The sequence below is a fragment of the Marinobacterium rhizophilum DSM 18822 genome, from assembly GCF_000378045.1.
Classification (GTDB): domain Bacteria; phylum Pseudomonadota; class Gammaproteobacteria; order Pseudomonadales; family Balneatricaceae; genus Marinobacterium_A; species Marinobacterium_A rhizophilum.
On the sequence record NZ_KB899102.1, the window covers coordinates 75524 to 88843 of the forward strand.

Consider the following 13320-nt stretch of genomic DNA (forward strand, 5'->3'; position numbering starts at 1 on the left):
CGGCCATCGCACGTTGCGGCCACAGTAACAGAGGCCAATTCTTGCTACTTAATTGCCAAAGGGGGGAGGGCAAACATGCTGGCACATGCCCGTGGCAGGTGCTGATCAAGTCTGTTTTGCGCCAGTCAGGCAGGCCCGTTGCTGATTACGTGCAGGTCCACTGCTTGATTCTGTCCTGGGATATTTTCACAGCCGAGTCGCTGAACGTTTCCGGGTTGCGCACAATAACGGCTTCCAGCGCGTAGTCTGCCAGGCCCATGTCAACCAGGGTGTCGTACCCTTCAGGATCCGCGGGGCGGTTGAGTGCGCGATCAACGGCGCTGATGATGCCGTGGCGCTTGATCAGCTGCCAGGTGCTGGAGGCGCGGGTTTTCTTGCCATTTCTGGCGCTGAGGACTTCTTCATAAGCGTAGATTGCGCTGACGGCCTCTTTTTCCACTTCGGATTCAGCACCGTACGCTTCGGCCCGAAGTTGTACCGCCCACTGTTTGGCTTCCAGCGCCAAATCATCCCGACCCCGGTCGGCGCAGTTTTTAGCAAAGATTTCACATTTTTCCGGTGTTTTTATATTTCTGACGCGTTCGTCCATATTTTATATCACCCTGAGCTGGAAGGTGCCGACGTCGCGTCGACTGGGCTGCATCGGTCCTGAAAAGTATCAGCCCGCTGCGCGAATTTTACCGTTAGAGCTTTTTCACTATACGGTGATTACGCGCGCAATGCAGCTTGAACAGGATTGGGGCAGCGATGGCGAATATTCATTTCACTCGCTGCAGAACTAATTGTGCTTCGTGCAATCTATTGAAATTGCATGGGTATTCAATTGGATGTACGGAGCCTGGAAAGGACGTGAAGGCATTACTCTACACTCTGACATTGCTGCTGTTTTCGTTGGGTGCTTCCGCATCCGAGCAGGTTCGTGATGAAGCACTGTTGGGACATCATGCTGATTTCACCACTGCGTCTGCCGTTATTGATCCGGCGCCCTCAAGTGGCGCTGACCGGGGACAGGCTGCCGTTGTAGTAGTCACCCTGTTTGATCTGCCAAATACCCCACCGTCGTTGTGCTGCCTGTTCGAGTATGGGGCATCGATAGCCGGACGACCTGCCATTCGCGCCCCGCCGCGATTAGTACGCGCTCTCTGACTGCTTAATAAAACGGATTTAATTCTTCGTATCTCCTATTTTTTGGGGCGGTGCCGGCGTGCCTGCGCTTTTCCCCGGAGGACTCTATGATTACTTCAACCCTGTTTCGTCATGGCGTAACCGATGCACCTGCCAAAAAGCAGATCAATTATCGCCTGCAATGGCTCGCCGAGGCTGCACCACATATTACCCGGGTCGATATCGTATTGGACCAGGTGCCCTACGGGGGGCGCCCCAGGCACATGTATCAGTGCCATATTTCAATCCGTGCCGCCGGGCGTAAACAGCGAGATGTGTATGTAAACAATGGTTCTATCGGCATTGCGGTCGCGGATGCGTTTGATCAGGTGCGTGACCTGATCCGGTACCGGTATTCTGCTGGCCGTAGTGTGAAGCTGGGCCAGGCATAAATATCAAGCATTCAATGCACAGGAGAACACTTTCATGACACGTAAATTCAGATACATGCTGATTGTGGTGCTGAGCACTCTGTCGTGCTGGAGTCTGGCTGGCCTGCCTATGACCGATAGCTCGGGACGTGAGTTGCCTTCCCTGGCGCCAATGCTGGAGCAGGTTAATCCGGCGGTTGTAAATATTGCCACCTACACCAGCCAGGCGCAGCAGCAAAACCCCCTGCTGCAGGATCCGTTCTTTCGGCGTTTTTTCAATATCCCCGAACAACAAGCCAGGCCGCGTCCAAGACGGCGCCAGACCAGTGCCGGTTCCGGTGTGATTGTGGATGCTGATGAAGGCTCGATTATTACCAATTTCCATGTCATCAAGGGGGCGGACGAAATTCAGGTCTCACTGGTGGATGGCCGTACCTTTGAAGCGGAACTGGTGGGCGGGGATCCCGAGGTGGACATCGCCGTGCTGAAAATCAATGCCGATGATCTAACGGCCGTAGCGCTGTCGGATTCCGATACTTTACGCGTGGGTGACTTTGTCGTGGCCATCGGTAATCCCTTTGGCCTGGGTCAGACCATTACCACGGGGGTCGTGAGTGCATTGGGGCGCAGCGGGCTGGGAATTGAGGGCTATGAAGACTTTATCCAGACCGATGCCTCAATCAATCCGGGCAATTCAGGGGGGGCCCTGGTCAACCTGCGGGGTGAGCTGGTGGGGATCAATACGGCGATTATTGCCCCGGGGGGTGGCAATGTCGGTATCGGCTTTGCCATACCGATCAACATGGCCCGGGCCAGTGCGATGCAGATACTGACGCACGGCGAGGTTAGGCGGGGCCAGATTGGCGTGGCGATACAGGACATGACACCGGCATTGCAAAAAGCCTTCAAACTGCCCAATGGCGAGAAGGGTGTGCTGGTGACCGATGTGAAGAAGGATTCAGAAGCCGACAAGGCGGGACTCGAAGCCGGGGACCTGATTATGTCGGTGAACGGTGAGCCGACGTCCAGTACCGGTCAGCTGCGCAACCGCATTGCATTCCGTAATATCGGCGAAACCCTGTCGCTTGAGGTGTTGCGCGATGGCAAAACCCTGACGATCAAGGTTGATGTCGGTGAGTCGTCGGATTGGGCATCCAGGGCTGAGCATCCGCTGTTGCAGAATGTCACGCTGGAACCCAATCCAGACGGGCCGGGTGTGCTGATCCAGGCGCTGTCGCCCGACTCAATGGCGGCGGCTAATGGTCTGCGCGCCGGTGATATCCTGCTAAGCGTTAACCGCCGGAAGGTCAGCTCGGCGCAGGATATCGCCCAGGCGCTGGAACAGAACGAGGATCCTGTGTTACTCCAGGTGGCGCGGGGCGGAGGCGTATTTTTCCTGGTCATACACTAGCAGCAAGGACCCGATGAACAGGTCCGGGTTGTCCTGTGCAGGACTTGTTCATGGGCTGCATGACTGAGCTAAAAAGACGCCGCAATAACGGCGCCTTTTTTGTATTGCCGGGGCAGCCCCTGGATTTAGCGATGAATCGTCGGTCTAAGGTACCGGGTGCTGCTTCACGCAGGCAGGTTTCTGTGTTTCCATCGGTAGTCAACTAACCGAACAGGATTTCGTCGCATGCCTCTGGCCATTAGTCTGCACCTGCTTGCTGCTGTTATCTGGGTGGGAGGCATGTTTTTCGCCTACCAGTGTCTGCGTCCAGTGGCTGCCAAGGTGCTGGAACCGCCACAGCGCCTTACGCTCTGGTGTCAGCTGTTCAAACGTTTCTTTGTCTGGGTCTGGGGCGCGGTTATTGCGCTGCTGGTGACGGGCCACTGGATGATCGGGTTAATGGGCGGCATGGCTGCGGTGGGGCTGCATGTGCACATCATGCTGGCCAGCGGATACCTGATGGTCGCGCTGTTCCTTCATCTCTATTTTGCCCCTTTCCAGCGTCTGAAAAAGGCGGTGGGCGCGTCAGACTGGCCCAAGGCTGGAGCACAGCTTAATCAGATTCGCCGTCTAGTCGGGATTAATTTGCTACTGGGACTGATTACAATCGTCAATGCCGTCGGCGGACGAATGTTGTACGCTTGATACTGGGTGCAGGGCTGCGGTAGATCGCAGGCGCTGCCCCGCGACGGGTCTTTCGCAGTAGTAACAGGTTGTCGCATGAAAACCATCGATGGTCAGGTGCTCTGGCATTCATTGGGAGCTGCTCATTTCAGGGAGATGTCGTGCTTTGGCGCTTTGCCAGACAGCACGGTGTTGCGTTTGCTGACCGAAGGCCAGGTGTGGCAGCTCGATAAAAGCGACGTGCTGTTCAGGGCCGGTGACAGCGTGAACAGTTTCTTTGTGGTGATTAGCGGTAATCTTGCCGCCTACATCTGTGACGAGGATCAGCATGCATTTACGCGTCTCCATGGCGCGGGCGAAGAGGTGGGGTTTGTGGCCATGATCGGGCTGCATGAGCGTATCGGCACGATGGTCGCGACCGAAGAGACGCTGCTGGTGGAGATAACCGCCGATCAGTTTCTGGAGCTGCACATGAGCGAACCCGAAGCCTTCGGGGTGCTGTTGCTGAACCTGACGCGGGAAATGGCCCGGGGCATCCGCAAGCTGAATAACGTCATCGTGCAATTGAGCATGCAGCAAAGCAGGGGCAAGCCGGGTTAACCTCTTGTTCCTGTGGCCTTTACACTTACTGCCATATCGACAGGCCAGCGCTGCAAAGGCACAGTCTTGATGCCGATGTTATAGCGCTGGCCTGTGCTACACAGGCTTATTCAGGTGCAGCTTCAACGTCCAGGCGCAGAGTGACTTCATCGCCAATGGCGGGCAGGCCATAGCCCATGCCGAAGTCGCTGCGCTTGATGGTGCCGGTGGCGGAAAAGCCGGCCATCGGCGCCTTGGTGAACGGGTGCGGGCCGATCTTGTTGATGGTCATGTCCAGTACCACCGGCTTGGAGACGCCCAGCAGGGTTAGCTCGCCTTCCAGCGTCGCGGTGTTGTCACCGGTCTTGGTCACCTTGCTGCTTTCGAACGTCATTTCCGAGAACTCGGCGGCATTAAAAAAGTCCGGCGAGCGCAGGTGCTCGTCACGCTTCTCGTGGAAAGTGGTAACCGATGCGGTGTCGATGACCATTTTGACGCTGGAGTTTTCAATATTGTCGGTGTCCAGCACCAGGGTGCCGTCCATCTGGCCGAAACGACCGAACATGGTGGAGAAGCCCAGGTGGTTGATGTTGAACACCGCGCTGGTGTGGGCCATGTCAATTATGTAGTTGGCAGGAGCGGCCTGGACGGCAGCGCTGGACAGGGTGGCGGCCAGCAGACCGGTGGCGAGCAGGGATTTCAGTGTCATGACTAGATCCTTTGGGTTGTTGGATTTTTACTTAACATTTCAAACGGTTATCAGTAGCCGGAGGCGCTGGAACGGCTTAACAGCAGCGCCACGCCTACGGCCAGGGCACAGATCAGCGCACCAAGACCCGCGAGGCAGAGTGCCCTGGCAGCGGGGTGCGTGATGTTTCTGAGGCCCGGCAGTTGCGCCTGCAGCCTGTCGATCAGCAACATTGGCGTCAGTAACAGCAGAGCCCAGCCGCTGGCCTTGGTGAAAAAAAGCAGCTGGGCACAGAGTGCAACCAGTGCGGTGATCAATACATAGTGCGCACTGGCGCCCAGGGCAAAGCGCAGGCGCGGCCAGTTCCACAGCAGGAAGCCGCCGCAGGCTGCCATCATGGCAAAGCCGGTTTGCGCAATGGACGCCGAGGCGCCAATCAGGCTGATGGCACCGACACCACCGCAGGCGAACAGCAGCATGATGCCGCCATCGATTCGTTCCCGGGCGACGCTGCTGCGCCAGCTGGCCAGCCAGGCAACGGCGATCAGCAGTAGAATCAGGGCCCAGCCTGCCAGGTCGATACGATTGATACGGCTACCCAGCAGCCAGCCCAGGGCTGTGAGCGACAGCAGAAATCCGATCAGCTGCACCGTGCGGCCACGCAGGTTCAGACTGTCGACGATCAAGCCCAGCAATAATGCCAGGGCAACCAGGTAGGGCAGTTTTTGTGAAGCGGAGCGCGCCGGGAACACCGGGGTCTGAATCAGCACCAGGCTGGCAATAAAGCCGATGGCAATGGCGGCACTGGCAAGGCGTCCGCCGTGTTGCGCACCGAATGCGGCGCGGATAAGACCCGTGAGGCCCAAGGCCAGCAGCAGAGGTAGCAGCGAGCTTTGTATGGTGGGGTTATTTAACAACGATGACATCCGTGCGCCTCGGCCTTTGCAAATGAATTTCAGTCAGGGCTCTATTAAGCCCACCAAATGTGTACAAAGTTTTTCAGCCGGCGGCTGATTTGTCGCGCTTTGTCACAGCAGCTCGCATTGACATACTTTGATACATTTTCCGTTCGCCCGTGACCGGGGCGGCGGTATAAGCTTGTTGCCCAGATTACTTATGCTTATTCGACTGACTGAGACCGCATGACTTCGATGCCCCACATACTTGTTGTTGATGACCATCAGGAAATCCGTGATCTGGTGGCGCGCTATCTTGAACAGTACGAGATGCGGGTCAGCACGGCGCGGGACGGTCAGGAGATGAAAAAGCGCCTGGCAAGCAGCGCTATCGACCTGGTGGTACTGGACCTGATGATGCCGGGTGAAGACGGCCTGGCGCTGTGCCGTTACCTGCGCGAGCACAGCCAGATTCCCGTCATCATGTTGACCGCCATGGCGGAGGAGACCGATCGCGTGCTGGGGCTGGAGATGGGCGCCGATGACTACCTGACCAAGCCGTTTTTCCCCCGCGAGCTGCTGGCTCGCATCAAGGCAGTGCTGCGGCGTACCGAAGCACTGCCACCACAGCGCGAGACACCGGTGGTGGAACAGCTGCGTTTCGCTGACTGGCGGCTGGATGTGGCACGGCGCGAGCTGGTGGGGCTGGACGAGGTTGCGGTTCCCCTTAGTACGGCGGAGTTCAAGCTGCTTTCCACCTTTCTGGCGCATCCGCGACGTGTGCTGAGCCGCGAGCAGCTGCTGGATCTGACCCGGGGGCGTCAGGCCGATGTCTTCGATCGCAGTATTGATAACCAGGTGAGCCGCCTGCGCCGCAAGATCGAGCAGGACCCGAGTAACCCGGTACTGATCAAGACCGTGTGGGGCGGTGGCTACATGCTCAGTGTGGAGGTGAGCGAATGATGCTGCGCTATCTGCGTCAGAGCATGCCAGGGCGGGTCATTGGCCTGCTGATACTGGCGCTGGGTATCGTGAACGCCACGACTGTCTACATTTTTTTCGAGGAGCGTAGCCGTGCCGTGCGCCAGAGCCAGATGGAGGATCTGGTGTCGCGCAGTGCGGCCATGGAGCGTCTGCTGGGTGAAACGCCCGTGGCATTGCATCAGCAGATGCTGAACTCGGTGACCAGCAACCGCTTTCGCTTTGCCATCGAAGTCGATGCCGCGGCCAGCCTGGCAGAGCTGACCGCACCGGATCATCCGCTGTATCAGCGCCTGACCTCGCTTTCCAAGACGACGCCGGGGGAGGCGCGGCTGTTCATCAGTCCACGCTATTACTGGTGCTACAGCTGGGTGCAAAACCTGCTCAGGCCCAATTTGCTGTTTGACCCGGCAGGCGGCGGCCTGCCACTGGCCACGGTGTCGCTGCAGCGTCCCGACGGACTCTGGCTCAATGCCGTGCTGTTATCCCCCACCAATCTGCCCAGCTGGATAGGGCCGCTGCTGGTGGCTCTGGCGCTGTTTGCACTTACGGTGATCGTCGTGGTGCTGATCGTGCGCCACGTCACCGCACCGCTGGCGGCGCTAACGCAGGCGGCGGACCGTATCGGCCGCGGCGAAACAACCGAGGCCATCGCTGAGCAGGGGCCTGAGGACGTGCGCCATACCATGCGCGCCTTCAATCGCATGCGCGAACGGCTGGAACGCTTCGTGCGCAATCGTACCCAAATGATGGCGGCCATTTCCCATGACCTGCGCACCCCCCTGACGTCACTGCGCTTGCATGCCGAATTTCTGCCATCGGGACCTGAACGGGACAAAATGCTATGTATCCTCGGCGAAATGCAGGGCATGATCGATGCTACCCTGGCGTTTACCCGGGAGGATTCAGTGCAGGAGGACTCCCGCACGGTGGATCTGGCCGCCTTGACGGGCAGCCTGTGCGACGACCTGCAGGCGCTGGGACTTGCCATCTCCTATGACGACAGCCAGCGTATTCCCTTCCTGTGTCGGCCGGGGTCTCTGCGCCGTGCTCTGAGCAACCTGATTGAAAATGCCTGCCACTATGGCGGCAGTGCCGAAGTCGAGATTCGCCAGGACACGCATCAGCTGCAGATTCTGGTCCGGGACTCGGGCCCAGGCATTGCACCCGCGGATCTGGAACGGGTGTTTGATCCCTTTGTCAGGCTGGAAAGTTCGCGCAATCGGGATACGGGCGGCATTGGCCTGGGGCTGGCCATTGCCCGCAGCATCGCCCATGCCCATGGTGGCGAGATCCATTTGAGAAACCGCAGTGCCGGCGGTCTTGAGGTCGAATTGCAATTGCCCCGCAGCTGAGCACTGCAAAGGCTCGACTTAAGGCGGCGAACTGGCACCTGCTGAATTTCCGGGATATAGTTTCGCCTGCGTCTCGGTGCTGCGGTGTCGAGGCCGATAACAATAACAAGGATTCGATGAATGAACGCTTTTCTGAATGCATGTGTGCGCTCACTGGCGAAATGCAGTGTCTATTTTACCTACGTGGATTCCCGGCCTGATTTGCTGGAAAGCACTCGGGCCACCAGACGCTGAGGGGCTGTTTTTCTCTCAGCCTGAAGGCGTCTTCGCTTCAGTAAAAGCACCGCTGGCCATGTCAGCGGTGCTTTTTTATGGGGCTTGGCGTTGCGGCACAAGTCCCGCACGGAATGGGTCGATATGCGCAAAACCCTTATTACCTTGATGCTCGCCACCCTGGGCGGTTACCTGGCCTGGCTCGCATCCATTCCGCTGCCCTGGATGCTGGGGTCGATGTGCCTCACCGGCGCGCTTGCCGTGGCGGGCAGGCATGTGGCCGTGCCGGCGGGACTGCGCAGTCTGTTTCTGGCGGTACTGGGCATTTATCTGGGTTCCGGGGTGTCGTCGGATATCGTTCAGCAACTGCAGGACTGGCGCTATTCTCTGGCGCTGGTTCTGCTCTATGTCCCGCTGCTGACGCTGCTTATCACGCTGTTTTATCGCTATGCGGCTGGCTTTGAGTGGGCCACGGCCTTTTACTCGGCCGCGCCCGGCGCGCTGAGCTTTTTGATCCTGGCCAGCCAGGGTTCCGGGGCCGATACGCGCACCGTGGCGCTGCTGCAGTCGTTACGGGTTTTCCTGCTGGTTATGAGTGCGCCGTTGCTGGCTTCGATCCTTGGTGGCAATTTGTTGCCCGAACCCGTGGTGGAGCGGGCGGGCCTGGAACTGGCGGATATGGGCTGGCTGCTGCTGGCCAATGTCACGGTCATTGCGCTGATGCGCCGGCTGCGGATTCCCGCCGCCGAAATGGCCGGTGCGGCGCTTACCACCGCCATTCTCTATGGCAGTGGTCTGGTGCAGGGCGCCTTGCATCCGCTGTTGCTGGATGCGGCACTGGTGGTGCTGGGGGCGTCGGTGGGCTGTCGTTTTATGCCGCTGAGCTGGGCGCAGGTGCGGCATCAGGTGAGTTCCGGCGTGGCGGCCTTTGTGCTGACCATAACCCTGACACTCAGCGCGGCCTGGCTGGTGCAGCAGCTGACCCGCATCGACCTGGTGTCGGCGTTTCTGGCGTTTGCCCCCGGTGGCGTGGGCGAGATGAGCCTGGTGGCACTGTCCCTGTCACTGGATGCGACCTTTGTTACAGCGCACAACCTGGCGCGGATTTATCTGCTGATTGTGCTGGTCACGGCCAGTCAGTGGCTTTTTGCCCGTGAGCGTCTGGCCTGAGGGGCTTAAGGCAGCGGGGTCGATGCTCAGAAAGATTCGGTATCGATTTCAAGCAGGCTGGCCGCGTTATAACGTTCGCCCCTTACTGTATGCCGGTTAATCAATTCGTCCAGCCGCTCCATGATGTCCTGCGACAGCGCGATCTCGGCACTGCGACTGTTTTCAATCAGGTGATCGCGATTGCTGGTGCCCGGGATCGGAATGACATTTTCGTCCCTGGCCAGTAGCCAGGCCAGTGCCAGTTGTCCCATTGAACACTGCGCCGCCTTCGCAATACGCCCGTATTCATGCAGCAGCGCCAGGTTGGCGGGGTAGTTATCCTCGCTAAAGCGCGGCATGTTGCGCCTGATGTCAGTGTCGGCCAGTTGCTGTGGCGCCGTCAGGCATCCGGTGAGAAAGCCACGGGCCAGGGGGCTGAAGGCCACGAAGGTGGCACCGATTGTCTGACAGGCCTGCAGTACGGCGATTTCGGGCTCGCGGGTCCAGAGTGAGTATTCGCTCTGCACGGCGCTGATCGGATATTCGGCATGGGCTTTTCGCAGCGTATCGGCCGACACCTCGGACAGACCCAGCGCGCGGATCTTTCCGGCGCGCACCAGGTCTCCCAGGGCGCCGACGCTTTCTTCTATGGGCACCTGTTTATCCCACCGGTGCAGGTAGTAGAGGTCGATGACGTCTGTACCCAGACGCCGCAGGCTGTCTTCACAGATTTTTCGCAGCACTTCCGGGCGGCCGTTGATTTCCCGCTTGCCGGCCGCGTCCCTGAACATGCCGCACTTGCTTGCCAGGACGAACTCATCGCGCCGGTGCATTACAGCCTTGCCGAGCAGCATTTCGTTATGGCCAAAGCCATACAGGGCTGCGGTATCGAACAGCGTGTGGCCCGCGTCCAGTGCCTGGTTCAGCAGGCGTATGGAGTCCTCTTCATCGGGTCCGGGTCCATAGCCATGGGACAGGCTCATGCAGCCAAAACCGATTGCGGATACGTTAAAGGGGCCTAGCGCGCGTTGCTGCATGGTGTTCCTTTACTGGCTGTTTATGGTCAGGCGTGATCGCGGATAAAGGTCCAGGTATCGCCCTGGGACATGGACTCTGCGAAACGGTAGCCGTCGAGATCGAAGCCTCGCAGCTGCTCGGGGTCCTGAATGCGGTTCTGGATGATGTAACGTGCCATCAGGCCGCGGGCTTTCTTGGCGTAGAAGCTGATGATCTTGTACTGGCCGTTCTTCCAGTCCTTGAACACCGGCGTGATCAGGCGGGCTTCCAGATTTTTCGGCTGTACGGAGCGGAAGTATTCGTTGGAAGCCAGGTTCACCAGTACCGGTGTCTGGCTGGTCATCAGTTCCCGGTTCAGCGCATCAGTCAGGCGGGGGCCCCAGAACTGGTAAAGGTCCTTGCCGCGCTTGTTTTTCAGCTTTGTGCCCATTTCGAGGCGGTAGGGCTGCATCAGGTCCAGCGGCTTGAGCAAGCCATAGAGGCCCGACAGAATACACAGTTTGGACTGGGCAAAATCGAGATCGTCGGCTGACAGGCTTTCGGCATCGAGACCCGTATAGACATCGCCCTTGAATGCCAGCAGTGCCTGCTTGGCGTTATCGGCATCGAACGGTGTTTCCCAGCTGGCATAGCGTGCGACGTTGAGACTGGCGAGCTTGTCACTGAGCTTCATCAGCTCGGCCACATCCTGTACGGCCAGGGTGCGCAGTTCGTCGATCAGCAGTTGCGACTGGTCAAGATAGGCAGGCTGGCTGTGCCGGTCGGTAACGGGCGGGGTTTCGAAATCCAGTGTCTTGGCAGGGGATATGACTATCAGCATGGGGACGGCGTCTGTGGCTACATTTCGCCCCCGATGATACGCAGGTTGGACGGGCAAAAAAAGCGTCGATGGCGGGGCTGTCCGCCATCGACGCTCCGTCGTTGATCGGGCTTGTGTAAAGGGTTGGCTACGTTGATGCGCTCAAGCCATGACGCGCAGCCCGCCTGTGCCCATCCAGACAAGTGTTGAGCTCAGCGGTTGCGGAGCCTGCCGCTCAGCTGCGCAGACGGGTGTTGAGCTCGTCGACCACCTCGCACCAGTCCGAATCCTCAACAAAGGCTTCGCGCAGGAAATCGGCCTGTGCCGATGTCCAGAAGGTGGCCTGATCCAGCCGGATGTCCTGGCTGAACAGCCGGTGGGTGCGAATAAACTGCTCGATATCCTGCTCGGTGCTGGGCAGGCCAAGTTGCTCGAACAGGTTGTGCATATTGTGTTGCGAGGTATCCATGCTGAGTTCCTGCGATGCGTTCTGCGGTGGTGGCGCACAGGCGATGCGCATAGCCCTGTGCCTGCACTCTGGAGTCTTGTTCAGTAACGGGGGAAAGTCAAAGCCGGGCCCGGCATCGACAGGCGTTCGAGAGCCGGGGCTTCAGCCCGGCCGGGCGGGGCTGGGCAGGCGCACCGGCGGGCTGAATTGTGTATCATAGCGCCCAACCTTTTCTGCAGGCTTGTAAAGAGTTCATCACAGAGCCATGACCAAAAAAACAGTACTCACCGGTATCACCACGTCCGGCACACCGCATATCGGCAATTACCTCGGCGCCATCCAGCCGGCCATCGACGCCAGCCGCAACCCGGCACTGGACAGCTATTTCTTTCTGGCTGACTACCATGCCCTGATCAAGTGCCATGATCCGGAGCGTGTAGCGCGCTCAACGCGGGAAATCGCAGCGACCTGGCTCGCGTTGGGGCTGGATACCGATACGGCGACCTACTATCGCCAGACGGATATCCCCGAGATTACCGAGCTGACCTGGATTCTGACCTGCATGACGTCCAAGGGGCTGATGAACCGGGCCCATGCCTACAAGGCCTCCACCGATGCCAACCGCGATGCGGGCAATGCGGACCTGGACGATGGCGTTACCATGGGGCTGTTCAGTTATCCGATCCTGATGGCCGCCGATATCCTGATGTTCAATGCCGACATCATTCCGGTGGGCAAGGATCAGATCCAGCATATCGAAATGGCGCGGGATATTGCCGGGCGTTTCAACCACACCTACCAGCCGCTGTTTAACCTGCCTGAAGCCCAGGTGGATGAGCAGACACAGCTGATCCCCGGGCTTGACGGACGCAAGATGTCCAAGAGCTACGACAATACCATTCCACTGTTCAGCTCCAGCGACGAATTGCGCAAGCTGATCAATCTGATCACCACCGATCTGCGTGCCCCCGGCGAGCCCAAGGATCCCGATAGCAGCACGCTGTTTCAGCTGTATAGCTGCTTTGCCGATCGCAGCGAGATCGAAGTCATGCGCCGTCAGTTCCTTGAAGGAATTGCCTGGGGTGACGCCAAGAAGCAGCTGTTCGAATTTCTCGATGCCAAGCTCAGTGCGCCGCGCAGCCGTTACAACGAGCTGATGAAGGACCTGGGGCATGTGGAACAGGAACTGAAAAAAGGGGCCGAAAAGGCCCGCGCCAAGGCCGCGCCGTTACTGGATCAGGTGCGTATTGCCGCCGGTATTCGGCCGCTGACCTATGAGGCGCCGGTGGCGGCCAGCGCAGTCAAGAAAAAGGAAAAGTCTGCCCAAGAGCTGGCAGAGATTGCCGCGCGGGCGGATGAAGGACGCCGACGGGCTATCCTTATGCAGCTCAAGCCGTTACTGGATCAGGTGGCCGGTGCCGAAGACAAGCCTGCCGCGGCTGCGGCCATCATCGCGCAGAAAACGGCCGAGGTGGACGGGCTGAAGAAGAAGGCCAAACAGAAAGCCCAGAACGAGCTGGACGTGCTTAACGACGAGCTGGCCGTTTTTCTGAACACCTAGTATTGTCAGAGGATCTGCCGGAGGC

At 58.8% G+C, this 13320-nt stretch carries 14 protein-coding genes; 8 read left to right on the forward strand and 6 right to left on the reverse strand.

All coding sequences use genetic code 11. The annotated features are described in order from the left end of the window. Positions 1–145: 145 nt before the first annotated feature. Complete coding sequence (locus F451_RS0115295; RefSeq protein ID WP_020682265.1) at positions 146–589, reverse strand: hypothetical protein; 444 nt, start codon at positions 587–589, stop codon at positions 146–148. A gap of 643 nt (positions 590–1232) precedes the next feature. On the opposite strand from F451_RS0115295, the gene F451_RS0115300 reads away from it, so the two are divergent. From F451_RS0115300 to F451_RS25705, 4 genes are all read left to right on the forward strand, one after another. Continuing rightward, positions 1233–1556, forward strand: a complete 324-nt coding sequence (locus F451_RS0115300; RefSeq protein ID WP_020682266.1) for a hypothetical protein — start codon at positions 1233–1235, stop codon at positions 1554–1556. Between the two features lie 34 nt (positions 1557–1590). Next, positions 1591–2946, forward strand: coding sequence for a DegQ family serine endoprotease (locus F451_RS0115305; protein ID WP_026291798.1), 1356 nt, complete (start codon positions 1591–1593; stop codon positions 2944–2946). Between the two features lie 225 nt (positions 2947–3171). Then, complete coding sequence (locus F451_RS0115310) at positions 3172–3630, forward strand: CopD family protein (RefSeq protein ID WP_020682268.1); 459 nt, start codon at positions 3172–3174, stop codon at positions 3628–3630. Between the two features lie 75 nt (positions 3631–3705). After that, complete coding sequence (locus F451_RS25705; RefSeq protein ID WP_020682269.1) at positions 3706–4209, forward strand: Crp/Fnr family transcriptional regulator; 504 nt, start codon at positions 3706–3708, stop codon at positions 4207–4209. A 106-nt stretch (positions 4210–4315) separates the two neighbouring features. Here F451_RS25705 and F451_RS0115320 read toward each other — a convergent pair whose 3' ends face one another. Beyond that, positions 4316–4897 carry a YceI family protein gene (locus F451_RS0115320; protein WP_020682270.1) on the reverse strand — a complete coding sequence of 194 codons (582 nt, stop codon included), beginning with the start codon at positions 4895–4897 and terminating at the stop codon, positions 4316–4318. Positions 4898–4947: 50 nt separating this feature from the next. Then, entirely contained in the window at positions 4948–5802 is an 855-nt protein-coding gene (locus F451_RS0115325; RefSeq protein WP_156826510.1) for an MraY family glycosyltransferase, read from the reverse strand. Positions 5803–6018: 216 nt separating this feature from the next. Between F451_RS0115325 and F451_RS0115330 the strand changes: the two genes are divergently transcribed. From F451_RS0115330 to F451_RS0115340, 3 genes are all read left to right on the forward strand, one after another. Then, positions 6019–6735: a response regulator gene (locus tag F451_RS0115330; protein WP_020682272.1), complete on the forward strand. Its 717-nt coding sequence runs from the start codon at positions 6019–6021 to the stop codon at positions 6733–6735. Continuing rightward, positions 6732–8108, forward strand: coding sequence for a sensor histidine kinase (locus F451_RS0115335; RefSeq protein ID WP_020682273.1), 1377 nt, complete (start codon positions 6732–6734; stop codon positions 8106–8108). Before F451_RS0115330 ends, F451_RS0115335 begins: the two co-directional genes overlap by 4 nt. A 357-nt stretch (positions 8109–8465) precedes the next feature. After that, positions 8466–9491 (forward strand): AbrB family transcriptional regulator, encoded by a 1026-nt coding sequence (locus F451_RS0115340; RefSeq protein ID WP_020682274.1) that lies wholly within the window; start codon positions 8466–8468, stop codon positions 9489–9491. A 26-nt stretch (positions 9492–9517) separates the two neighbouring features. Here the strand turns inward: F451_RS0115340 and F451_RS0115345 are convergent, their stop codons facing one another. The 3 genes from F451_RS0115345 to F451_RS0115355 all read right to left on the reverse strand — a co-directional run bounded on the left by F451_RS0115345 (position 9518) and on the right by F451_RS0115355 (position 11755). Continuing rightward, positions 9518–10507, reverse strand: coding sequence for an aldo/keto reductase (locus F451_RS0115345; RefSeq protein WP_020682275.1), 990 nt, complete (start codon positions 10505–10507; stop codon positions 9518–9520). Between the two features lie 26 nt (positions 10508–10533). After that, a complete protein-coding gene (gene yaaA, locus F451_RS0115350; RefSeq protein WP_020682276.1) occupies positions 10534–11307 on the reverse strand; it encodes a peroxide stress protein YaaA in 774 nt (257 codons plus the stop codon). A 214-nt stretch (positions 11308–11521) separates the two neighbouring features. After that, the gene (locus tag F451_RS0115355; RefSeq protein ID WP_026291801.1) at positions 11522–11755 is read right to left on the reverse strand and encodes a DUF2789 domain-containing protein; all 234 of its coding nucleotides are present in this window, start codon (positions 11753–11755) and stop codon (positions 11522–11524) included. A 244-nt stretch (positions 11756–11999) separates the two neighbouring features. Between F451_RS0115355 and F451_RS0115360 the strand changes: the two genes are divergently transcribed. Then, the gene (locus F451_RS0115360) at positions 12000–13295 is read left to right on the forward strand and encodes a tryptophan--tRNA ligase (RefSeq protein ID WP_020682278.1); all 1296 of its coding nucleotides are present in this window, start codon (positions 12000–12002) and stop codon (positions 13293–13295) included. Positions 13296–13320 lie beyond the last annotated feature (25 nt).

What these genes read in the sequence shown, in the direction of transcription:
- F451_RS0115305 (WP_026291798.1), top strand. Translation starts at nt 1,591, where the DNA reads ATGACACGTAAATTCAGATACATGCTGATTGTGGTGCTGAGCACTCTG.
- F451_RS0115330 (WP_020682272.1), top strand. Translation starts at nt 6,019, where the DNA reads ATGACTTCGATGCCCCACATACTTGTTGTTGATGACCATCAGGAAATC.
- F451_RS0115335 (WP_020682273.1), top strand. Translation starts at nt 6,732, where the DNA reads ATGATGCTGCGCTATCTGCGTCAGAGCATGCCAGGGCGGGTCATTGGC.
- F451_RS0115345 (WP_020682275.1), bottom strand. Translation starts at nt 10,507, where the DNA reads ATGCAGCAACGCGCGCTAGGCCCCTTTAACGTATCCGCAATCGGTTTT.
- F451_RS0115310 (WP_020682268.1), top strand. Translation starts at nt 3,172, where the DNA reads ATGCCTCTGGCCATTAGTCTGCACCTGCTTGCTGCTGTTATCTGGGTG.
- F451_RS0115340 (WP_020682274.1), top strand. Translation starts at nt 8,466, where the DNA reads ATGCGCAAAACCCTTATTACCTTGATGCTCGCCACCCTGGGCGGTTAC.
- yaaA (WP_020682276.1), bottom strand. Translation starts at nt 11,307, where the DNA reads ATGCTGATAGTCATATCCCCTGCCAAGACACTGGATTTCGAAACCCCG.
- F451_RS0115300 (WP_020682266.1), top strand. Translation starts at nt 1,233, where the DNA reads ATGATTACTTCAACCCTGTTTCGTCATGGCGTAACCGATGCACCTGCC.
- F451_RS0115320 (WP_020682270.1), bottom strand. Translation starts at nt 4,897, where the DNA reads ATGACACTGAAATCCCTGCTCGCCACCGGTCTGCTGGCCGCCACCCTG.
- F451_RS0115355 (WP_026291801.1), bottom strand. Translation starts at nt 11,755, where the DNA reads ATGGATACCTCGCAACACAATATGCACAACCTGTTCGAGCAACTTGGC.
- F451_RS25705 (WP_020682269.1), top strand. Translation starts at nt 3,706, where the DNA reads ATGAAAACCATCGATGGTCAGGTGCTCTGGCATTCATTGGGAGCTGCT.
- F451_RS0115325 (WP_156826510.1), bottom strand. Translation starts at nt 5,802, where the DNA reads ATGTCATCGTTGTTAAATAACCCCACCATACAAAGCTCGCTGCTACCT.
- F451_RS0115360 (WP_020682278.1), top strand. Translation starts at nt 12,000, where the DNA reads ATGACCAAAAAAACAGTACTCACCGGTATCACCACGTCCGGCACACCG.
- F451_RS0115295 (WP_020682265.1), bottom strand. Translation starts at nt 589, where the DNA reads ATGGACGAACGCGTCAGAAATATAAAAACACCGGAAAAATGTGAAATC.